This window comes from Gammaproteobacteria bacterium (assembly GCA_034522055.1).
GTDB lineage: Bacteria > Pseudomonadota > Gammaproteobacteria > JAABTG01 > JAABTG01 > JAABTG01.
The window spans coordinates 1,640,466-1,661,107 of sequence record JAXHLS010000002.1; the positions used below are offsets into that span (position 1 = coordinate 1,640,466).

21 protein-coding genes are annotated in these 20,642 nt (G+C 68.8%); 15 read left to right on the plus strand and 6 right to left on the minus strand.

All coding sequences use genetic code 11. The features are described from left to right. Positions 1 to 15 precede the first annotated feature (15 nt). The 15 genes from U5S82_08010 to U5S82_08080 all read left to right on the plus strand — a co-directional run bounded on the left by U5S82_08010 (position 16) and on the right by U5S82_08080 (position 15,632). Complete coding sequence (locus U5S82_08010) at positions 16 to 930, plus strand: AAA family ATPase (GenBank protein ID MDZ7751591.1); 915 nt, start codon at positions 16 to 18, stop codon at positions 928 to 930. Position 931: 1 nt separating this feature from the next. Then, complete coding sequence (locus tag U5S82_08015; GenBank protein MDZ7751592.1) at positions 932 to 1,915, plus strand: DUF58 domain-containing protein; 984 nt, start codon at positions 932 to 934, stop codon at positions 1,913 to 1,915. Continuing rightward, on the plus strand, positions 1,912 to 3,888 hold the full coding sequence (locus U5S82_08020) for a DUF3488 and transglutaminase-like domain-containing protein (GenBank protein ID MDZ7751593.1): 1,977 nt from the start codon (positions 1,912 to 1,914) through the stop codon (positions 3,886 to 3,888). Before U5S82_08015 ends, U5S82_08020 begins: the two co-directional genes overlap by 4 nt. A 172-nt stretch (positions 3,889 to 4,060) precedes the next feature. Then, a complete protein-coding gene (locus U5S82_08025; GenBank protein ID MDZ7751594.1) occupies positions 4,061 to 4,957 on the plus strand; it encodes a phosphoribulokinase in 897 nt (298 codons plus the stop codon). Between the two features lie 161 nt (positions 4,958 to 5,118). Then, on the plus strand, positions 5,119 to 5,778 hold the full coding sequence (locus U5S82_08030) for a ParA family protein (GenBank protein ID MDZ7751595.1): 660 nt from the start codon (positions 5,119 to 5,121) through the stop codon (positions 5,776 to 5,778). A 100-nt stretch (positions 5,779 to 5,878) separates the two neighbouring features. Next, positions 5,879 to 6,901, plus strand: a complete 1,023-nt coding sequence (locus U5S82_08035) for a CDP-6-deoxy-delta-3,4-glucoseen reductase (GenBank protein MDZ7751596.1) — start codon at positions 5,879 to 5,881, stop codon at positions 6,899 to 6,901. A 557-nt stretch (positions 6,902 to 7,458) separates the two neighbouring features. After that, the gene (gene leuS / locus U5S82_08040; GenBank protein MDZ7751597.1) at positions 7,459 to 10,023 is read left to right on the plus strand and encodes a leucine--tRNA ligase; all 2,565 of its coding nucleotides are present in this window, start codon (positions 7,459 to 7,461) and stop codon (positions 10,021 to 10,023) included. Positions 10,024 to 10,049: 26 nt separating this feature from the next. Further along, positions 10,050 to 10,538 carry an LPS assembly lipoprotein LptE gene (lptE, locus tag U5S82_08045; protein MDZ7751598.1) on the plus strand — a complete coding sequence of 163 codons (489 nt, stop codon included), beginning with the start codon at positions 10,050 to 10,052 and terminating at the stop codon, positions 10,536 to 10,538. Between the two features lie 9 nt (positions 10,539 to 10,547). Next, the gene (holA, locus tag U5S82_08050; GenBank protein MDZ7751599.1) at positions 10,548 to 11,585 is read left to right on the plus strand and encodes a DNA polymerase III subunit delta; all 1,038 of its coding nucleotides are present in this window, start codon (positions 10,548 to 10,550) and stop codon (positions 11,583 to 11,585) included. 51 nt (positions 11,586 to 11,636) lie between these two features. Then, positions 11,637 to 12,893, plus strand: coding sequence for a glutamate-5-semialdehyde dehydrogenase (locus U5S82_08055; protein MDZ7751600.1), 1,257 nt, complete (start codon positions 11,637 to 11,639; stop codon positions 12,891 to 12,893). A 71-nt stretch (positions 12,894 to 12,964) separates the two neighbouring features. Beyond that, positions 12,965 to 13,597 (plus strand): nicotinate-nucleotide adenylyltransferase, encoded by a 633-nt coding sequence (nadD, locus tag U5S82_08060; GenBank protein ID MDZ7751601.1) that lies wholly within the window; start codon positions 12,965 to 12,967, stop codon positions 13,595 to 13,597. After that, positions 13,581 to 13,940 carry a ribosome silencing factor gene (gene rsfS / locus U5S82_08065; protein ID MDZ7751602.1) on the plus strand — a complete coding sequence of 120 codons (360 nt, stop codon included), beginning with the start codon at positions 13,581 to 13,583 and terminating at the stop codon, positions 13,938 to 13,940. The genes nadD and rsfS overlap by 17 nt, the downstream gene beginning before the upstream one ends. Then, a complete protein-coding gene (gene rlmH / locus U5S82_08070) occupies positions 13,937 to 14,404 on the plus strand; it encodes a 23S rRNA (pseudouridine(1915)-N(3))-methyltransferase RlmH (GenBank protein MDZ7751603.1) in 468 nt (155 codons plus the stop codon). The genes rsfS and rlmH overlap by 4 nt, the downstream gene beginning before the upstream one ends. 11 nt (positions 14,405 to 14,415) lie before the next feature. After that, the gene (locus U5S82_08075) at positions 14,416 to 15,024 is read left to right on the plus strand and encodes a Maf family protein (protein MDZ7751604.1); all 609 of its coding nucleotides are present in this window, start codon (positions 14,416 to 14,418) and stop codon (positions 15,022 to 15,024) included. A 77-nt stretch (positions 15,025 to 15,101) separates the two neighbouring features. After that, on the plus strand, positions 15,102 to 15,632 hold the full coding sequence (locus U5S82_08080) for a TerB family tellurite resistance protein (GenBank protein ID MDZ7751605.1): 531 nt from the start codon (positions 15,102 to 15,104) through the stop codon (positions 15,630 to 15,632). On the opposite strand, the gene U5S82_08085 is transcribed toward U5S82_08080, so the two are convergent. The 6 genes from U5S82_08085 to U5S82_08110 form a co-directional block, all read right to left on the minus strand. Continuing rightward, a complete protein-coding gene (locus U5S82_08085) occupies positions 15,577 to 16,011 on the minus strand; it encodes a PGPGW domain-containing protein (protein MDZ7751606.1) in 435 nt (144 codons plus the stop codon). The genes U5S82_08080 and U5S82_08085 overlap by 56 nt on opposite strands. An 8-nt stretch (positions 16,012 to 16,019) precedes the next feature. Next, positions 16,020 to 17,462, minus strand: coding sequence for a glycosyltransferase family 39 protein (locus U5S82_08090; GenBank protein MDZ7751607.1), 1,443 nt, complete (start codon positions 17,460 to 17,462; stop codon positions 16,020 to 16,022). Positions 17,463 to 17,482: 20 nt separating this feature from the next. Next, the gene (locus tag U5S82_08095; GenBank protein MDZ7751608.1) at positions 17,483 to 18,529 is read right to left on the minus strand and encodes a glycosyltransferase family 2 protein; all 1,047 of its coding nucleotides are present in this window, start codon (positions 18,527 to 18,529) and stop codon (positions 17,483 to 17,485) included. After that, the gene (locus U5S82_08100) at positions 18,522 to 19,013 is read right to left on the minus strand and encodes a phosphatase PAP2 family protein (protein ID MDZ7751609.1); all 492 of its coding nucleotides are present in this window, start codon (positions 19,011 to 19,013) and stop codon (positions 18,522 to 18,524) included. Before U5S82_08100 ends, U5S82_08095 begins: the two co-directional genes overlap by 8 nt. Before the next feature lie 92 nt (positions 19,014 to 19,105). Then, on the minus strand, positions 19,106 to 20,068 hold the full coding sequence (locus U5S82_08105) for a lysylphosphatidylglycerol synthase domain-containing protein (protein ID MDZ7751610.1): 963 nt from the start codon (positions 20,066 to 20,068) through the stop codon (positions 19,106 to 19,108). Positions 20,069 to 20,107: 39 nt separating this feature from the next. Next, positions 20,108 to 20,623: a metallophosphoesterase family protein gene (locus U5S82_08110; protein MDZ7751611.1), complete on the minus strand. Its 516-nt coding sequence runs from the start codon at positions 20,621 to 20,623 to the stop codon at positions 20,108 to 20,110. Positions 20,624 to 20,642 lie beyond the last annotated feature (19 nt).

A 20,642-nucleotide genomic window follows, 5' to 3' on the forward strand; every position in this document is an offset into this window, starting at 1 on the left:
AGACATCCGACGCCCATGAAAACCGCTCTCGACCAGACCGTCAACCAGATCGCCCGCATCATCCTCGGCAAGGAGACCCCCATCCGCCTCGCCGTGGCCTGCCTCATCGCCCGCGGCCACCTGCTCATCGAAGACGTGCCGGGGGTTGGCAAGACCACCCTGGCTCATGCCGTGGCCGGCAGCCTGGGGCTTTCCTTCCAGCGCATCCAGTTCACCAGCGACCTGCTGCCGGCGGACATCCTGGGAGTGTCGGTCTACGACCGGGATGCCGCGGCCTTCAAGTTCCATCCCGGCCCCATCTTCGCCCACATCATCCTCGCCGACGAGGTGAACCGCGCGACGCCGAAGGCCCAGAGCGCCCTGCTGGAGGCCATGGAGGAGCACCAGGTCACCCAGGAGGGCGAGACCCGCGCCCTGCCCGAGCCCTTTTTCGTCATCGCCACCCAGAACCCGTCCCATCAGATCGGCACCTTCCCCCTGCCCGAATCCCAGCTCGACCGTTTCCTCATGCGCATCGAGCTGGGCTATCCCGACGCCGCCGCCGAGCGGGATCTGTACCGCGGTCGCGACCGCCGCGACCTCATGGCCGAGCTGGAGCCCGCCCTCACGCCGGAGGCCCTCATGGCGATCCAGCGCCGCGTGCCGGAGGTCCACGCCTCCGACGCCCTCATGGATTACCTCCAGGCCATCGTCGCCTTCACCCGCGACAACCCGGCCTACATTTCGGGCCTGTCGCCACGGGCCGGCCTCGCCCTGTTGCGCGGCGCCCAGGCCTGGGCGGTGATGGCGGGACGGGACCACGTGGTGCCCGAGGACCTCCAGGCCGTGCTGCCCGGCGTGGTCGGCCACCGCCTGCGCCCGGCGGCTAACGCCGGCATGACCCCAGCCGAGCTGGGGGCCGATCTCATCGGCCAGGTAGCCCTGCCCTGACGTGCCCGACGGCGCCCCCCAGCGCTGGGCCCCGGGCGCCTCCACGTCCGGCTTCGCCCTCACCCAGCGGCGCATTTTCATTCTGCCCACCGCCCGGGGCCTGGCCTATTTCGCCGCCCTGGCGGTGATGCTCACGGGGGCCATCAACTACAACAACAGCCTCGCCTACATGCTGGTATTCCTGCTGGGTTCCCTGGCCCTGGTCTCCATGCTCCACGCCTACCGCAACCTGGCGGGGCTCCACGTGCGCCCCGGGCGGGCCACGCCGGCCTTCGCGGGTGAGCCCTGTCGCCTCGCCTTGTGCCTGGACAACCCCGGCCCCCTGCCCCGGCGGGCCCTGACCCTGCGCCACCGTCACCCCGGACCCCGGCGGCTCGGTCGGCGCCGCCCCTGGGCCGCCGTGGCCCTGTTCACGCCGGCCCGCCAGCTGAGTTGCGCCGACTTCATGGTGGCCACGGAGCGCCGCGGACTGATGCGCCTCGTGCGACCCCGCCTCGAGACCCGCTTCCCCCTGGGCTTGTTCCGCGCCTGGGCACCCCTGGGCGTGAGCCTGGAATGCCTGGTGTATCCCGCGCCCGGGGGCCATCTGCCCCTGCCGGACGCCGCCACGGGTGGGCTCCACGAGGGCCGCAGCCGGGAAGAGGGCCAGGAGGATTTCAGCGGCCACCGCGCCTTTCATCCCGGGGATTCACCGCGGCGTGTCAACTGGAAGGCGGCGGCCCGCGACCCGCGTCTGCAGGTAAAGGTATTCCAGGGCGGCGGTGCCGGCGACCGCGTGCTGCGCTGGACCGAGGCGGGCGCCGGCGATACCGAGGCCCGCCTGTCCCAATTGTGCCGCTGGGTGCTGGAAGCGGAGCAGAGCGGCGGCCACTACGGCCTGGAGCTACCGGGAGCAAGCGTCCCGCCGGGACGCGGCGAGCACCATATGGAGCAGTGCCTGGCCCGTCTCGCACGCTTCGGATTGGAGCAGGACGCCACGTCATGATGGCCGCGGCAGAGCAGTGGCGGCTCACCCTCGACCGCCTGCTGTGGCTGATGGCCGCCCTCACCCTGGTGGTGCTGCCCCACGCGCCGCGCATGCCCCTGTGGGTGATCGGGGCCTTCCTGGTGCTCGGGCTGTGGCGTCTCGCGGGGGCGCTGCGGGGCACCCGCCTGCCGGGTCGTTTCGCGCGGCTGTTGCTGCAGATGATGCTGGTGGCCGGGGTCTATATGGAGTACGGCACCATCATGGGCCGCACCGCGGGCATCGCCCTGCTCATCACCCTGGTGGGCATGAAGCTGCTGGAGACCCGCGATCAGCGGGACGCCTATATCGGGGTGTTGCTGGCCTACTTCCTGGTGGTCACCAATTTTCTCTATTCCCAGTCCATTCCCACCGGCATCTACATGTTCCTGGTGGTGGTGGTCACCACCACCACCCTCATTCGCCTGGTGACCGACCCCAGCCACATGGACGCGCGGGCCAGCCTGCGCCTTGGCGGCACCATGCTGCTCCAGGCCATCCCCCTGATGCTGGTGCTGTTCGTGTTGTTTCCCCGCATACCCGGCCCCCTGTGGGGCCTGCCGGAGGACAGCATCAACGCCGTCACCGGCTTGTCGGACACCATGTCCCCGGGAGACATCAGCCGCCTCAGCCAGTCCGGGGCCGTGGCCTTCAGGGTGCGCTTCAACGGTACGCCGCCGCCGGCCCAGCGGCTCTACTGGCGGGGACCGGTGATGTGGGACACCGACGGGCGGCGCTGGCAGGTGGGAGAACCTCTCCGGGTACCGTCGCCCCAACTCAGCCGGGGCGATGACGTGGCGCGCTACACCGTGACCCTGGAGCCCCACAACCAACATTGGTTGCTGCTCCTGGACCTGCCCATGGAACTGCCCCCCGGCAGCGAGCTGGGAGCCGATCTGGTGGCGACCCGCGAGGAGCGGGTGTCCTCGCGCATCCGCTACCCGGCCGCCTCGGCCCTCGACAGCCGCGTCGAGAGTGCCCACACCAGTGCCCTCGAACGGGCCCTGGACCTGCCAGCGGACAGCCACCCCCGGGCCCGGGTCCTGGCCCGGCAATGGGCGCACACGGCCGCCACCCCCGAGGCCATCATCGGCCAGGCCCTGGACCATTTCACCGCCGGGGACTTTGCCTACACCCTGCAGCCGCCGGCCCTGCCCGGCGACCCCGTGGATGAGTTCCTGTTCGACACCCGGCGCGGCTTCTGCGAGCACTACGCTACCGCCTTCACCGTGCTGATGCGCGCCGCCGGCCTGCCGGCGCGGGTGGTGACGGGCTACCAGGGCGGCGAGCCGAACCCGGTGGACGACTACTGGATCGTGCGCCAGCGGGACGCCCATGCGTGGGCCGAGGTGTGGCTGGAGGAGCGGGGCTGGGTGCGGGTGGACCCCACGGCCGCCGTCGCTCCGAGCCGGGTGGAACTGGGCATGGACGGCGCCCTGCCGCCGCCGCGGCCCGCCATCATCGGCCTCGGCGAGGCGAACGTGGAGCAGATCTACGAACTCATGCGGCGGCTGCGTTTCGGCTGGGACGCGGTGAACAACTGGTGGAACCAGTGGGTGCTGGGCTACGGCCAGGCCCGCCAGCTGTCTTTCCTGAAGCGCCTCGGCATCGACGCCAGGGACTGGCGGCAGTTGGGTATCAGTCTGCTCATCATGGTGAGCCTGGCACTCGGTGGCGTGGCGCTGTGGCTGATCCACCGCGGGCGCGGCCGCCACGACCGCGCGCGCCGGCTCTACGACCGCCTGTGTCGCAAGCTGGCCCGCCGGGGCGTCGAATGCCGGCCCACCGAGGGTCCCATCCATCTGGGACAGCGGGCCGCCGTGCGGCTGCCGGCAGTCCGGGCGGAGTTGGAAGGCATCATCGACGAATACGTGCGGCTGCGCTACGGCCACGGTGGCAGCCTGCCGGAGTTGGCCCGACGGGTGCGTCGCTTCCGGCCGCCGCCGGCGGGCTGACGGTCCTCCGCGGCACGCCATCGACTCCCGGCGAGACTTGGCCCCAAGGTTTCCGCTAGACTACGGCATCTTTTTGTGCGGGACCGAACTCGGGAGAGGGAACCGTGTCCGGGCCGAGGCAGCCATTCGAAACCATGCGATTTCCCTTTAAACCTTTTCCAGGAGGTCAGCGATGTCCGAGAAACATCCCGTCATCGCCGTAACCGGTTCGTCCGGCGCCGGCACCACTACCGTCAAACGAGCCTTCGAGCACATCTTCTTCCGCGAAAACATCAACGCCGCGGTCGTCGAGGGCGACAGCTATCATCGCTACGACCGAGTGCAGATGCGCGAGCACACCAAGCAGGCCGAGCAGGAAGGACGCGACTTCAGTCACTTCGGGGCCGAGGCCAACCTGTTCGATGAGATCGAAAACACCTTCCGTCAGTATGGCGAGACGGGTTCGGGGCGACGCCGCTATTACATTCACAGCACCGAGGAGGCCGAATACCACAACCAGCGCCTCGGCATCAGCGTCGAGCCCGGCCAGTTCACCCCCTGGGAGGACATCTCCACCGGCACCGACCTGTTGTTCTACGAGGGCCTCCACGGCGGCGTGGCCGATGCAAACATCGATGCCTCTCGCTTCACCGATCTACTCATCGGCGTGGTACCCATCGTCAACCTGGAGTGGATCCAGAAGATCTTCCGCGACCAGGAGGAGCGGGGTTATTCCGCGGAAGCGACGGTGGATACCATCCTGCGCCGCATGCCCGATTACGTGCACTACATCACGCCCCAGTTCTCCAAGACCGACATCAACTTCCAGCGCGTACCCACTGTGGATACCTCCAACCCCTTCATCGCCCGCGACATCCCCACCGCGGACGAGAGCTTCGTGGTCATCCGCTTCCGCGACCCGGTGAAGATGGAGGCCGATTTCCCCTACCTCATCTCCATGCTGAAGGACTCCTTCATGTCGCGGCGCAACACCATCGTCTGCCCGGCGGGCAAGATGGGGCTGGCCATGGAGATCATCTTCACCCCCATCATCGAGCGCATGATGGACCGGACCAGGGGCCCGGCCTAGGCCTAGGCCCACCGGGGCAGCCCTGCCAGGGTTTGCCCCGGGGCGCCGTCGTCGTCCAGCGGGTGCCCCCGGCCCTGCGCCGCCCCATTCTTCATCGGGCAGTCCTGCTATACTGTTCGCGCATCTCATGAAGGCGTGTGATACCCGGTGAGGAAGGCGTGATGCGGACCATCCTGGTGCTCAATTCGAAGGGCGGTAGCGGCAAGACCACCATCGCCACCAACCTGGCCGCCCATTATGCCAACCGCGGCGACAAGGTGGCCCTGGTGGACATGGATCCCCAGGGGTCCAGTTCGGACTGGCTATACTTCCGCCCCGACAGCCGCCCGCCCATCACCGGCATCGAGGGCTGGCACGGTGGCCGGCGCCTGCCCCGCAAACTGGACGTGGCGGTCATAGACGCCCCGGCCGGCGTCCACGGCGACGAGCTGGCGGCCCTGGTCAAACGGGCCGAGACCCTGCTCATGCCGGTATTGCCGTCACCCATCGATATCCGCGCCGCCGAACGCTTCGTCGAAGAATTGAACCTGCTGCCCCAGGTGAACCGTGGGGCCATTCGCCTCGGCACCATCATCAACCGCGCGCGGGAGAACTCCCCCGGGCGCATCATCCTCGAAGACTACCTGCGTCACATTCGTCTGGAGAACGGCCAGCGACTGCCCTACGTGGGCGTGCTGCGGGCCAGCCAGAACTACCTCAACGCGGCGGAACGGGGCTTGAGCATCTTCGAGGTGGCGCCGTCGGCCGTGGCCCACGATGTGGAACTCTGGCAGCCCATCCTGCGCTGGTTGCACGGCAAGCGTAGCCAACCCGCCAAGTAGACCCGCCGCGCCGTCCGCCGGGGGTTTTCCCATAAGCGACGGGTTTACCCATGCCTCGCTATGGGCCACTGTTTCTAGCCTTTTCGAGTCCCAGTCACCCATGTCCCATCGAGTAGAACTCGTACCGAGCGGCATCACCTTCGAAGTGGAAGCGCGGGAATCCATCCTCGATGCCGCCCTGCGTAACGGCATCTCCCTGCCCTACGGCTGTCGCGGTGGCCACTGCGGCGCCTGTGTAACGCGACTGGTGGAGGGCACCGTCGGCTATCCCGACACCGTGCCCGAGGCCCTGGCGGACTCCAAGCCGGGCAGCCACGAATGCGCCCCCTGTCTGGCGCGGCCCGAGGGTCCGCTGCGGCTCGCCGCCGAGCCCCTGGACACCGTGGCCGACATCCCGGTACGCACCTTGCCGGCGCGCGTGGAGCGCATGGAACGGCTGGCGCCGGACGTCATGGCCCTGTACCTCAAGCTGCCCGAGGCAGAACGCCTGAAGTTTCTGGCCGGCCAGTATATCGAGGTGCTGACGAAGAACGGCGAGGCCCGGGCCTTCTCGCTGGCCAATGCGCCGGACAACGACGCCACCCTGGAACTGCACGTGCGCCATGTCGCCGGCGGCGATTTCAGCGAACGGGTCTTCAGCACCATGAAGGAAAAGACGGTGCTGCGCCTCAGGGGCCCCAAGGGCAGCTTCGTGCCGCGGGAGAACGACCGCCCCATGGTGTTCATGGCCGGCGGCACCGGCTTCGCCCCCATCAAGGCCCTGGTGGAATACTTCCTCAGCAAGCAGGAACGACGGGAGATGTGGATCTACTGGGGCGCCCGGACGCGGGCCGACCTCTACATGACGAAGCTACCCGAAGGCTGGTCGGCGGCGCATGCCAGCGTGCACTACGTCCCCGTGTTGTCGGGTCCGGGCATCGACCCCGCCTGGGATGGCCGCACCGGCTTCGTCCACGAGGCCATCGCCACCGACTTCCCGGACATGTCGGGCCTCGACGTTTACGCGGGTGGCCCGCCGGTCATGGTCCACACCGGCCGCGAGGCCTTCATCGAACGGGGCCTGGCGGTGGAACACTTCTATTCCGACGCCTTCGAATACGCCCACCAGGCCCGCAAGCCTTAACACCGCCTCTACAACCCTTTATAACCACGAAACACGCGAAATGAACGAAAGGGTCCTGGCCGCCATATGAGACGATCGTAAGGGCCTGGAGGAACCCGGGTCACGAAACGGTGTCAGGAACCGTTTCCGTTCAACGCTCTTTCAACCGCGAAACACGCGAAATGAACGAAAGGGTCCTGGCCGCCATATGAGGCGATGGTAAGGGCCTGGAGGAACCCGAATAGGTTGGGGGGGCCAAGCCAAGCTTCACTCTCGCCTCTTTATCTTTCGCGTCTTTCCCGTATTTCGTGGTTTGCGTTTTTGCTTTCAGCCGCCTGTCGGGCTGAAGCCCGACCTACATAAACACCACCACCGCAACGCCAGCATCGCCTGTTCCTCGGGCACGGCTGTAGGTCGGGATTCATCCCGACATCCAGGCCCCGTCCCATGCACCCACGCCGGGCTAGAACCCGCCATCGCTGATTATAGGGCCGATTTCAAACGATAGCCGGCGCCGCCTCCTTGGAGCCCTGTGGGACGTGGGGTATCCTTCGCGTTTGATTTTTCGCGGCCATCCCATGGAATCTTCCTACACACCCTCCGAAATCGAGCGCTCCGCTCAGGAATACTGGCGTGAGCACCACAGCTTTCGCGCCGTTGAAGACCCCAACCGCGAGAAGTTCTACTGCCTGTCCATGTTCCCCTACCCCTCGGGGCGGCTGCACATGGGCCATGTCCGTAACTACACCATCGGCGACGTCATCGCCCGCTACCAGCGTATGCAGGGCAGGAACGTGCTCCAGCCCATGGGCTGGGACGCCTTCGGTCTGCCGGCGGAGAACGCCGCCATCCAGAACCGCACCCCGCCGGCGCGCTGGACCCGCGACAACATCGCCTACATGAAGGAACAGCTGGCGCGCCTCGGCTTCGGCTACGACTGGGACCGCGAGCTGGCCACCTGCGACCCCGGTTACTACCACTGGGAGCAGTGGCTGTTCACCCGCATGATGGCCAAGGGGCTGGCCTACCGTAAGGGCGCCACCGTCAACTGGGACCCCGTGGACCAGACGGTGCTGGCCAACGAGCAGGTCATCGACGGCCGCGGCTGGCGCTCCGGGGCCTTGGTGGAGAAGCGGGACATCGAGCAGTGGTTCGTGCGCATCACCGATTATGCCGAGGAACTCATCGACGGTCTGGACCGGCTCCCCGGCTGGCCCGACCAGGTGCGCACCATGCAGCGCAACTGGATCGGGCGCTCCGAGGGCGTGGAGATGGACTTCCAGGTGGCCGGCCGCGACGAGGTCATCACCGTCTACACCACCCGTCCCGATACCGTGATGGGGGTCACCTACGTGGCGCTGGCCGCCGAGCATCCCCTGGCCCTGGCGGCAGGGCGGCAAGACCCCGCGGTCCAGGCCTTCATCGATGAGTGCCGCCAGGGCGGCGTGTCGGAGGCCGAACTCGAGACCATGGACAAGAAGGGCATGGCCCTCGGCATGGGGGTGCGCCATCCCATCAGCGACGCACCGGTGCCCGTCTACGTGGCCAACTTCGTGCTCATGGGCTATGGCACCGGCGCCGTCATGGCGGTGCCCGCCCACGACCAGCGGGACTGGGAGTTCGCCGACAGGTACGGGATCCCCAAGCGGCAAGTGGTATTTCCCGCCGGCGACGCCGTGGCGGATATCGCCGCGGGCGCCTTCGAGGACAAGGGGGTGCTCAAGGATTCCGCGCCCTTCGACGGCCTCACCTCGGAGCAGGCCTTCGACGCCATCGCCGATCACCTGGCCGAGACGGGGCGCGGGCGGCGCCAGGTCAACTACCGACTGCGGGACTGGGGGGTCTCCCGCCAGCGTTACTGGGGCTGCCCCATCCCCGTGATACGCGACGCTTCCGGCCACTACGAGCCGGTGCCGCAGGACGAGTTGCCGGTAGCCCTGCCCGAGGAGGTGGTGGTGGACGGCAGCGGCTCGCCCCTGGCCCGTATGCCCGACTTCTACGACCTCGGCGACGGCCGCCGCCGCGAGACCGACACCTTCGACACCTTCTTCGAGTCCTCCTGGTACTACGCCCGCTTCTGCAGCCCCGACGCGGATGATGCCATGGTGGACGAGCGCGCCCGCTACTGGCTGCCGGTGGACCAGTACGTGGGCGGCATCGAGCATGCCGTGCTGCACCTGCTCTATGCCCGTTTCTTCAACAAGGTGATGCGGGACGAGGGCTTGGTGGACAGCGACGAGCCCTTCACCCGCCTGCTCACCCAGGGCATGGTGGTGGCCGAGACCTACTACCGGGAGCGTGCGGACGGCAACCGCGAGTGGTTCAATCCCGCCGACGTGGAGGTGGAACGGGACGACAAGGGCCGGGTGACCCGCGCCGTGCTGGCCAGCGACGGCCGGCCGGTGGTGGCCGGGCCGGTGGAGAAGATGTCCAAGTCCAAGAACAACGGCGTCGATCCCCAGGCCCTCATCGACCGCTACGGTGCCGACACCGTGCGCCTCTACACCATGTTCACGGCCCCGCCCGACCAGTCCCTGGAGTGGTCCGACGAGGGTGTGGAGGGGGCCTTCCGCTTCATACGCCGGCTGTGGACGATGGCCATGGAACGCACTCCCACGGCCGCAGCCGAGCCCGCCGCTGCCGACTTCGGCCCGGCCCAGCGGGAACTGCGCCGGGAGATCCATGGCGCCCTCGGCCAGGCCCTGTTCGACTACGAGCGCCATCAGTTCAATACCGTCGTATCGGCGGCCATGAAGATGGTGAACACCCTCAATCGCGCCGGCGACAGCGCCGCCGACGCCGCCGTGCTGCGTGAGGGCATGGGCCTGGTGCTGCGTCTCCTCGGCCCCATCGCCCCCCACATCACCCACCACCTGTGGCGCGCGCTAGGCTACGGCGGCGACATCCTCGCCGCCCCCTGGCCACGGGTGGACGAGGCGGCCCTGGCCCGGGACAGCATCGAATATGTGGTGCAGGTGAACGGCAAGGTACGGGCCAAGGTGACCGTGGCGGCGGATGCCGCGCGGGACGCGGTGGAGGCCACCGCCATGGCCGATGACAATGTCCGGCGCCACACCACCGGCAAGACGGTGCGCAAGATCATCGTGGTGCCCGGCAAGCTGGTGAACATCGTGGCCACCTGATGGCCGCCCCTGGAGGTATACCACCCATGCATGTCCCACACCTCGTGGTGCTCTCCCTGCTGCTGGCCCTGGCGAGCTGCGGCTTCCAACTGCGCGGCGACTACGATCTTCCCCCCCTGCTGGAGCGGGTGGTACTCACCGGCCCCCAGTTCCTCCGTGACGAACTGATGGTGGGCCTGCGGGCCAGCGACGTGGAGGTGGTGGACTCCCGGGACGACGCCACCGCCATCGTGACCCTGGACCGGGAGCGCTTCAGCGAGCGGGTGCTGTCGGTGGACCCCAACACCGGCAGGTCTCGGGAGTTCGAGGTAGCCTATGCCATCAATTTCAAGGTCGACGCCGCCGACGGCAGCGCCATCGCCCCCAACCAGACCATCGTCCTGCAACGGGACTACGTGTTCGACGAGGACGCCATCATCGGCAAGAGCCGGGAGCGCGGCGTATTGCGGGAGGAGATGCGCCGGGATGCCGCCCAGCAGATCCTGCTGCGCCTCCAGGGCCTGGACCGCGACTGAGGACGGCCGGTGCGCCTCCACCCGCCACAGATCGAAGGCCATCTGCGCCGCGGGCTGGCGCCGGCCTACCTGCTGTGTGGCGATGAGCCCCTGCAGCTCACGGAGGCCTTCGACGCCATCACCACCGCGGCTCGGGAAACGGGGTTCCAGGAACGGGTGGTGCTGGATGCCGACAGCCGCTTCGACTGGGGTGTCCTGACGGCGGAGCTGGGCAGCCTGTCCCTGTTCGCCACCCGCCGCGTCATCGACCTGCGCCTGCCCGGGGGCAAGCCCGGGCGCGAGGGGGGCGCGGTACTGCGGGAGGTCCTGGAAACATTGAGCCCCGACACCCTGCTGCTGGTGAATACCGGCAAACTGGACGGCGGCGCCTACAAGAGCGCCTGGTTCAAGGGACTGGAACAGAAGGGGGTGGTGGTCCAGAGCCAGGCCATCGACATCGCCCAGTTGCCGCGCTGGATCGCGCGCCGCGCCGCGGCCCGGGGCATGACCCTGGACGATGAAGCCGCGGCCATCATCGCCGAACGTACCGAAGGCAACCTGCTGGCCTGCGACCAGGAGTTGGAAAAGCTGCTGCTGGTGGAAGGCCCCGGCACCCTCGACCCCAGGCAGGTGCTGGCGGCGGTGAGTGACAGCGCGCGTCACGACTTCTACCAGTTGGCGGACGAGGCCCTGGCGGGCAACGCCGGGCGCATCGCCCGCATCGTGCCCCATCTGGAAGGGGAGGGCACGCCCCTGCCCCTGGTGTTGTGGGCCCTGGGCCAGGACATCCGCGGCCTGTGCACCCTGGCCCACGGCGGCGGCGCCACCCAGCGCCCCCCCCCCGGGCTGGTCGGCGGAGCCTTCCAGTGGAAGCGACGCCGGGCCCTGTTCGAGGCCGCCCTGGCCCGCCACCCCATGGCCCGGCTGTTGGATCTGCTGGCCCAGTTCGCCCTCCTGGACCGCGCCGCCAAGGGCCGCGGCGCCGGCGTGACACCCTGGGTGGCCCTGGAGCGTTACTGCCTGGCCCTGGCCGGACAACCCGGATTCCTGCCGCGGCAGGACCGGTGACCGACGGCCCCATGCCATGACAAACCGTGCGGGAGGGGAGACAATCCACCCATGAACATCCAAGACTACATGGCCGGCGTCGGCACCCGCGCCCGTGCCGCCTCCCGCCACTTGGCGGCGGCCGGCAGCGCCGACAAGAACGCCGCCCTCGGCGCCATCGCCACGGCCCTGGAAGCGGACCGCGGCCCCCTCATGGACGCCAACGGCCGGGACCTCGAGGCGGGCCGGGCCAAGGGCCTCGACGCCGCCCTGCTGGACCGCCTGGAACTCACGGCGGGGCGCGTGGATGCCATGATGGAGGGCCTGCACCAGGTGGCCGCGCTGCCCGACCCCATCGGTGCCATCTTCGACTTGAGCTACCGGCCCTCCGGGATCCAGGTGGGCCGCATGCGGGTGCCCCTGGGGGTGGTGGGGATCATCTACGAGTCGCGCCCCAATGTCACCGCCGACGCCGCCGCCCTGTGCCTGAAATCGGGCAACGCCACGGTGCTGCGGGGAGGCTCCGAGGCCTTCCACTCCAACCAGGCCATTGCCGGGGCCATCCACCGCGGGCTCACGGCCACCGGGCTGCCGGCCGACGCGGTGCAGGTGCTCGACACCACCGACCGCGCGGCGGTGGGCGCCATGATCACCATGCCCGAGGCCATCGACGTCATCATCCCGCGGGGCGGCAAGGGCCTCATCGAGCGCATCTCCCGGGACGCCCGGGTGCCCGTCATCAAGCACCTGGACGGCAACTGCCACGTCTACGTGGACGGCGACGCCGACCTGGAGAAGGCCATCCAGGTGGCCTTCAACGCCAAGACCCAGCGCTACGGCACCTGCAACACCATGGAGACCCTGCTGGTGGCGGAGGACGTGGCCGAGCCGGTATTGGGGGAGCTGGGCCCCATGCTCCAGGAGATGGGGGTGGAACTGCGGGGCTGCGCCACCACCTGCCGGCTGGTGGCCGGGACGGCGGCGGCCACGGAGGAGGACTGGGACACGGAGTACCTGGCCCCCATCCTGGCCATCCGGGTGGTCAAGGACCTGGACGAGGCCATCGCCCACATCAACCGCCACGGCTCGGCCCACACCGATACCATCGTCACGGAGAACTACAGCCGCGCCCGCCGCTTCCTGCGGGAGGTGGATTCGAGCTCGGTGATGGTGAACGCCTCCACCCGCTTCGCCGACGGCTTCGAATACGGCCTGGGGGCCGAGATAGGCATCTCCACGGACAAGATCCACGCCCGCGGCCCCGTGGGCCTGGAAGGCCTGACATCGGTCAAGTTCATCGTCCTCGGCGACGGCCACATCCGCCAATAATGACTATCCGAACTATCCACCATTCACCATTCACCATTCACCATTCACCATGATTCTCGCCTGACCCCCTGATGCTCGGCATCCTCGGCGGCACCTTCGATCCCATCCACTACGGGCACCTGCGCCTGGCCCTGGAATTCGCCGACGGGCTGGGCCTCGAGGAGGTGCTGCTGGTGCCCGCCGGCACGCCGCCCCATCGCGATGCCCCGGTAGCCCACGCCGAGGAGCGGGCGACCATGGCGGCAGCGGCCGTGGCCGGCGAGCCGCGGCTGCGGGTGGACCGGCGGGAATTGGAGCGCCCCGGCCCCTCCTATGCGGTGGATACCCTGGAGGCCCTGCGCCGGGACCATCCCCACACGCCCCTGTGCTTCCTCATGGGCATGGATGCCTTCCAGGGCCTTCACCACTGGCACCGCTGGCGGCAGATCCCGGAACTCGCCCACATCGGCATCGCCGGGCGACCCGGCAGCGCACCGCCCCAAGGCCCCCCGGGGGAACTCCTGCAACGACACCAGGTTGACAGGCCGTCGCAATTGAATGAGACACTAGCCGGCAGGATCCTCATACTCCAGGTGCCCATGCTCGACATCTCCGCCTCCCGCATTCGCCGCCTCGTCGCCACCGGCCGCAGCCCGCGCTATCTCCTGCCGGACCCGGCCCTGCAGATCATCCGTCGCCAGGGACTCTATGAGCACGAGTCCTGAGGCCGTCCGCGACCTGGTGGTGGAGGCCCTGGAAGACGTCAAGGGCTTCGATATCAAGACCCTCGACGTGCGCGGCATGACCGCCATGACCGATTGGCTGGTGCTGGCCAGCGGCGGCTCCAACCGCCAGGTCTCCGCCCTCGCCCGCAAGGTCCATGACGTGGCCAAGGCCAGGGGCTTGGACATGCTCGGCATGGAGGGGGAGAAGGAAGGGGAGTGGGTGCTCATCGACCTCAACGATGTGGTGGTCCACGTCATGCAGCCGCGCATCCGCGATTTCTACCAGCTGGAGAAGCTCTGGTCCGAGAGCGCCGCGGGCCAGCGTACCGCCAGCTCTTCATGAAGGTGGTGGTGGCGGCGGTGGGCCGCGGCATGCCGGACTGGATCGCCACGGGCTACCATGAATACGCCCGCCGCCTGAGCGGCGGCTGCCACCTCGAACTGCGGGAGATCAAGGCCCCCCAGCGCCGCGGCGGCGACCTCGACAAGCTCAGGGGGCGGGAAGGGGACCTGCTCCTCGAGGCGGTGGCCGACACCGACCTGCGCATCGCCCTGGACGAAGGGGGCCACTCCTGGTCCACCCGCCAATTGGCCGCTCACCTCGGACGCTGGCTGGAGGAGGGCACGGACGTGGGCCTCATGGTGGGCGGGGCCGACGGCCTGGCCCCCCGCGTCAAGGAGCAGGCGCACCGGCTGTGGTCCCTGTCGCCCCTGACCCTGCCCCATATGCTGGTACGGGTGGTAGTGGCCGAGCAGATCTACCGCGCCTGGTCGGTCATCAGCGGCCATCCCTATCACCGCGACTGACCGACCCTGCCATGAACGACTCGCCGCTCCCGGAACCCGTTATCCACCTCGCCTCCCAGTCGCCGCGCCGCCAGGCCCTGCTGGCGCAGATCGGCGTGCCCTTTCACCATCTGCCGGTGGAGGTGGACGAGCGACTCGGGCCCGATGAGGGGCCGCGGGATTACGTGGCCCGGCTGGCTCTCGCCAAGGCCCGCGCCGGTTGGGTCTTACCGGAGCGCCACGGGGATCTGCCGGTGCTGGGGTCCGACACCACGGTGGTGCTGGAGGGCGCCATTCTCGGCAAGCCCAGCGATGGGGCCGCAGCGCACCGCATGCTGGCGGCCCTCGGCGGCCGCAGCCACCAGGTGATGTGCGCCGTGGCCCTGGTGCAGGGGTCGCGGGAGGCCGTCCGGGTGAACGTCAGCGAGGTCCGTTTCCGCACCCTGGCGGCGGTGGAGATCGCCGCCTACGTGGCCACCGGGGAACCCATGGACAAGGCCGGGGCCTACGGCATCCAGGGCCTGGCGGGGGCCTTCGTCAAGGAGCTGCGCGGCAGCTACTCGGGGGTCATGGGCCTACCCCTGGAGGACACCACGATGCTGTTGCGCGCCTTCGGGATCCCGTGGTTGGGGCTCCCCTGAGGCGGCTGCGGCCGGGCGCTGGACGCCCCCCGATGGGCGCGCTAATCTCCGATCATACACAGCACGAAGTGCCGCCCATGCCAGGATTCCTCGAAGAGCTGAAGTCCCTCTACCGGGTGCAGCTGGAACGCCACCGCAACCGCCCTTTCCTGCGTGGCGTGATGGCGGCGGCGGCCCTGGTGGCCTCCATCCACGGTCAGGTGACCCTGGGCCAGCGCATGCGCCTCGACAAGGTGCTGGAGACTCTCAACGAACTCAAGGTCTTCGATCCCCACGAGGGCGTGGATCTGTTCGACGAGTATGTACAGGCCATCCTGGAGGACCCACCCAAGGGCCAGACCCGGGCCCTGCGGGACGTCAAAGAGGTGGCGGCCGAGGATGGGGAGAAGGCCGAGCTGTTGATACGCATCTGCCTCGCCATCAGCGAGGCCGATGGCGGCATCGACCTGGCCGAGCAGATCGAGATCGTCACCCTGTGCAGCATCCTCGGGGTGGATCCCAGCAACCACGCGCTCTACACCGACGATCCCGCCGGCGGCGTCATCGCCCGCATCAACCGGGAGGCGGCTGCAGCGGCGGACGTCGCCAACGGGCACGCATCCAGTTGAGGGCCCGCAGCACCCTGGGATTTCTCACCAGGCGCTTCTCCAGACGGTACTTGCCGGGAAAGTTCATGAGCATGAGCCCGACGAGGATGGTCAGCAGGCCCTGGCCGGGCAGCACCAGCATGGCGAGGCCGGCGACCACCAGCACGGCCCCGAGGGTGTTCTTCGCCACCACTACCAGGGCGTGAACCGCCGGATGACGGTCGCCGCGAGAGTCGTGCAGGCGATGGTCGTAGACGAAATAGTCCGCCCGCAGGCGAGCCACCAGCCACGGCAGGGCGAGCAGGCTGCCGAAGAAGGTCACGATGGACAGACCCACCAGGGACCCGGTGGCCCACGGGTGGCCTTCCAACCAGTCCAGTAGCGCGACGATGACTTCCATGGCCCGCTTCAGTAGCCGCTGGGCGGGGCCCAGGTTTCGCCTTCGAAGCCGTGGCAGCGCCACGGGAACAGGCGCGGGTCCCCAGCAGGGAGGGTCGGCAGGGGCGTACAACCCGCGAAGGCGTCCCGCACGGCGGCGGGCAGGCGCTGCTCATCCACCACGTACAGGGCGGTGCCGCCGCGATGCCTGGCGGGACCGGGCCACAGGTCGAACTGGTTGTGGCGGCGCCCGCCGTCGCCCCCCAGATAGACGGGCAGCCCCCGGGGCAGGTAGAAGGCGAGGCGGCTCGCGAGGTGATAGTTGCGGGTGAGGATGAAGTCCACGCCCGCGGCATGGCCTGCGAGGGCGTCGATGGGTGCCTGCCAGCCCCGCAGGGCCTTGAGGGGATCACGACCCTCGAAGGCCCCCGTCAGGGGCAGGTAGAGGATGGCCAGGGACTGCAACACCGCCGCCGCCATCACCACCCCCAGCCAGGCCCGGAAGCGCGGGCCGCGGCGCACCGCCTCCCCCGCCAGCAGCACCACCCCGCCGATGTAGGCCACGGCGGGCCAGTTGGGCTGCACCTTGCCCATCATGGCCTTGACGACGAAGAAGGCCAGCACCCCTACCGAGACCAGCCACACCAGGCGAGGCCCGGGCGGCGCCGCCGGGCGCCACAGCACCGCCAGCATGGTGGCCAGTAACAGCGGCGACAGGGCGATGAACTGGCCGGCGATGAACTCCGCCAACCCCAGGCCATCGAAGCCACCGCCGGCCACGTGGCCGCTCTCGTGGCGCACCATCACCCAGTCGTGGGCCGCGTTCCAGCCCACCATGGGCGCCATCAGCAGCAGCGCCAGCAGGGCCGCCAGCCACGGCGGGCGGGTCAGATAGTGGCGGCGCCACGGGGCACGCAACAGCATCACCACGGCGGTGGTCACCGGCAACAGGCCGATGCTGAGCTTGCCCAGGGCCCCCACACCCACGGCCCCGCCCATGGCATACCAGGCCCGGGGCCGCTGCCACACCAATGCCCGGTAGGCCGCCCACAGGGCCAGGGTCCAGAACAGGAACAGGAACACGTCCGTGGTCATGACACCCCCCAGCAGGAAGTAGACGGGGGCCGGCGCCGCGAGCATCACCGCCCAGCGCGCGGCATCACGGCGCCCCCACAGGTCGCGGGCGAAGCCATAGACGGCCACCAGAAACAGCCCGTGGGTAAGCCAGGCGAACAGCCGCACCTGAGCCTCGCCCTGACCCAGGGCGGCGGTGGCGACGGCGATGAGCCAGGCCACCAGCGGACCCTTGGAATAGTAGCTCCAGTCCGGGCGGGTGGACCACAGCCAGTACTGGGCCTCCTCGTAGTGCAGCTCCAGGCTCGCGGTGTACATCACGATCGCGTGAAGGGCGATGGCCAGGACCACCAGCATCGACGCCGGCGCCAGGGAGGGGGAGAGCTTGTGATCACTCACGGGGGTTTGACCGCGCGGGGTCAGGGGGAAGGCGCGGCGGCACCGTGGCGGCGGGACACGCGATGGCTGTCCCGACGCACCACGTAGGGCAGGGTGGCGCTGGTGGCGAAATAGGTGCGGGCCCCCAACTCGCCGAGGACGCCGGTGGTGAGGAACTGCACCGCCACCACCACCAGCAGGATCCCCAGCATCAGCAGGGGCCGGGTGCCGATGTCCTCGCCGAGGACCAGTTTGGCATAGGCCAGATAGGCGAGAATCAGGCCCCCGGCGCCACCGAAGGCGAGGCCGATGCGTCCGAAGAAATGGCCCGGCCGGCTGAGGTACTTGATGAAGAAATAGACCGACAGCAGGTCCACCACCACACGAAACGCCCGGGTGAGTCCGTAGTTGGAGGCGCCGTGAAGCCGCGCGCGGTGGTTGACCACCTCCTCCTTGATACGAGTGGGCGAGGTATGCACCGAGACCCAGGCGGGGATGAAGCGATGCATGTCGCCGAACAGCCGCACCCGCTTGATCACGCTGCCGCGATAGACCTTGAGGCTGCAGCCATAATCGTGCAGTTCCACCCCGGTGACGTTGCCGATGAGCCGGTTGGCCAACCGCGACGGGATGATGCGCAGCCACAGGTTGTCCCGGCGATGCCGGCGCCAGCCCACCAGCAGATCGAGATCCTCCGCCACCAGGCGCTCCACCAGCCGCGGGATGTCGGCGGGATCGTTCTGGAGGTCGCCGTCCATGGTGACGATCACCGATCCCGTGGCATGGTCGATGCCGGCCTGCATGGCCGCGGTCTGGCCGAAATTGCGCTGCAGGGTCAGGACCCGGAAACGGTCATCGGCGTCCGCCTCCAGCACCGCCTCCAGGCGGGCGGGGGTGGCATCGGTACTGCCGTCATCCACCAGGATGATCTCCCAGGGGTAGCCGGTCTGCGCCATGGCCGCGCGCAACTCCGCCACCAGGGCCGGCACGCTGTCGGCCTCGTTGTAGAGGGGTACCACCACCGTCACGGCCAGCGGCGTGTCCCCGTCATCGAGCCCCCCGAGGATGGGTCTCTCGCTGCTATCCATCTGTTTCATGACGGAAAAACCGGTCGCCCGGGCTGGCTGGGATGGAGGCGCGATGGTAGCACGCCCACAGCCCCGCCAGGATGCCGATGGCGGTACCGACACCCACCCCCGCCAGCACCTGGCTGGGCAGGTGCTTGCCCAGATAGATCCGCGACACCGAGGCCAACACCGCGGCGACGAAAACCACCACCTGCCAGGATCGCCACGGGGTGGTGAGGGTGAGAAAGGTGGCGGCGACGAAGAAATTGAGGGCGTGGCTGGAGGGCATGCCGGTGGCGGCGGAGCCGCTGCATCGATGCATGGGTTCGCCGCCCGGCTGCACCAGAAGCGCATGGTGGGCGAAACACGGCCGGGGCTCGCCGGCCCATGACTTGATGATATTACCGGTGGCATCGCCGATACCGATGCTCACCACCAGCAACAGCCACAGCCTGGCGCCATGCCAACCCGCCCGCCGCACGCTGTCTCCCAGCAGCAGCAACAACAGGGGAGAAGGTCCAGCGCGCGGAGGCCCAGGTGAACAGGGCGTCGGCCAGGGGCCCGGACCAACCCCTATTGATCCAGACCAGCAGAGCCTCATCCATGGCCGCGTGGTTCACGGATCAGCGACGCCAGGGCGCCGCCCGCCACCGAGACCCCCAGCAGGAACAGATGCAGATTGACGGCCGCCGCCAGGGCCGCTTCGAGGGGCACGCCGAAGGGGGCCATGGCCGCCACCACGCCGGCCTCGTAGGTGCCCATGCCCGCCAGGCCGTGGAACGGCAGGACGCTGGTCAGTTCGCCCCCCAGGGCCCCCAGCAGCGCGACCTCCACGGCGGCACCGCTGAAGGCCGTGAGCAGCCAGACGAATACCGCCAGCTTGGCCGCCCAGGCGAGGACGGACCAAAGCCAGCACTCCCAGAAGGCGCGGCCGTGGGCCGGCGACCCCGCCGCGACGGCGGCGCCCAGGCGCCGCCAGCGCCCCGCGCCCAGCCAGCCCGGGATGGCACGCTGAAAACGGTAGGCCAGCCACGGCAAGGCCAGCCAGGCCGCCATCAGCGGCCATCCCCAGGGGCCGTCCATACGCCCCGCCAGGAGGCCGATCAGGCCAAGACCCAACAGGGTGTGCAGATCCATGAAGCGCAGCCACGCCAGGGCGGCCGTGGCCGTACCCAGGGGCACGGCGAAGAAGCGCCTCATGAGCAGAGGAAAGGACAACTCCCCCGCCCGCATGGGCAGGAGATTGTTGGCCAGGGTATTGAGCAGCACGAGCTTGAGGGTCAGGGCGAATCGGCCCGCCGTGGGGCCGGCAAAAAAAAGATAAAGCCGCACCGCCCGCGCCAGGTAGCCGGCCACGGCCAGGCCGAGGGCGAGAAGCAGGGCGTGGACCTCGAGTTCCTGCCACGGCGCCAGCAGGGGCCCCCATCCCACATACCAGTGGATGCCCGCCACCACGGCCAGGGCCAGCACGATACCGGCACCCCAGGAAATGACGGCGGCACCGTACGCCGGGGCCGTGACCGGCGAATTATCCGGCGTGAAGCCCACCGGTGAGTCCATGCCGGCCCGCGCCTGCCATGGCCGGCACGATTGCGGCCGTCATGATTCCGGCACCCGTTTGATGTGGAACTCCATGGTCGCCAGATCCCCCAGCACGTAGGTGGGGGGCTCGCAAACGCCGCCTACGGTGCCCGCATCCACCAGCACGGACTCGCCACCCTTGATCGTGGCCACCCGTTCCACCACCGCGCGGTGGCTATGGCCGCAACACACCAGGTCCCAGTCCCCCATCACCGCCATGCCGCGGGCGTAGTGGGGATAATGCACCATGAAGATACGGCGCCCACCCAGTTCCAAATCCATGTCGTTACCATGATAAGTGATGATGCTGCCCTTGCGCCGGGCCATGGCATTCATGGTATAGAGATCACCGGTGTTGTTGCCATGCACCACGTGCACGGGAAGTCCGAAGGGCTGGAGTACCGAGAGGGTGGAGGGTGCCACCACGTCGCCGCCGTGGAACACGGCCTCTACCCCCCGGTCCACCGCATCCGCCACCGCGGCAGCCAGCAGATCCCGGCGATCATGGCTGTCGGAGAGGATGCAGATCTTCACGGTAGCGTCGCGCCCGGGA

Excerpts from the sequence above, each read along its gene's own strand:
- U5S82_08010 (MDZ7751591.1), top strand. The coding sequence starts at position 16 with ATGAAAACCGCTCTCGACCAGACCGTCAACCAGATCGCCCGCATCATC.
- U5S82_08020 (MDZ7751593.1), top strand. The coding sequence starts at position 1,912 with ATGATGGCCGCGGCAGAGCAGTGGCGGCTCACCCTCGACCGCCTGCTG.
- U5S82_08025 (MDZ7751594.1), top strand. The coding sequence starts at position 4,061 with ATGTCCGAGAAACATCCCGTCATCGCCGTAACCGGTTCGTCCGGCGCC.
- U5S82_08030 (MDZ7751595.1), top strand. The coding sequence starts at position 5,119 with ATGCGGACCATCCTGGTGCTCAATTCGAAGGGCGGTAGCGGCAAGACC.
- U5S82_08035 (MDZ7751596.1), top strand. The coding sequence starts at position 5,879 with ATGTCCCATCGAGTAGAACTCGTACCGAGCGGCATCACCTTCGAAGTG.
- leuS (MDZ7751597.1), top strand. The coding sequence starts at position 7,459 with ATGGAATCTTCCTACACACCCTCCGAAATCGAGCGCTCCGCTCAGGAA.
- lptE (MDZ7751598.1), top strand. The coding sequence starts at position 10,050 with ATGCATGTCCCACACCTCGTGGTGCTCTCCCTGCTGCTGGCCCTGGCG.
- U5S82_08055 (MDZ7751600.1), top strand. The coding sequence starts at position 11,637 with ATGAACATCCAAGACTACATGGCCGGCGTCGGCACCCGCGCCCGTGCC.
- nadD (MDZ7751601.1), top strand. The coding sequence starts at position 12,965 with ATGCTCGGCATCCTCGGCGGCACCTTCGATCCCATCCACTACGGGCAC.
- rsfS (MDZ7751602.1), top strand. The coding sequence starts at position 13,581 with ATGAGCACGAGTCCTGAGGCCGTCCGCGACCTGGTGGTGGAGGCCCTG.
- rlmH (MDZ7751603.1), top strand. The coding sequence starts at position 13,937 with ATGAAGGTGGTGGTGGCGGCGGTGGGCCGCGGCATGCCGGACTGGATC.
- U5S82_08075 (MDZ7751604.1), top strand. The coding sequence starts at position 14,416 with ATGAACGACTCGCCGCTCCCGGAACCCGTTATCCACCTCGCCTCCCAG.
- U5S82_08080 (MDZ7751605.1), top strand. The coding sequence starts at position 15,102 with ATGCCAGGATTCCTCGAAGAGCTGAAGTCCCTCTACCGGGTGCAGCTG.
- U5S82_08085 (MDZ7751606.1), bottom strand. The coding sequence starts at position 16,011 with ATGGAAGTCATCGTCGCGCTACTGGACTGGTTGGAAGGCCACCCGTGG.
- U5S82_08095 (MDZ7751608.1), bottom strand. The coding sequence starts at position 18,529 with ATGGATAGCAGCGAGAGACCCATCCTCGGGGGGCTCGATGACGGGGAC.
- U5S82_08105 (MDZ7751610.1), bottom strand. The coding sequence starts at position 20,068 with ATGGACTCACCGGTGGGCTTCACGCCGGATAATTCGCCGGTCACGGCC.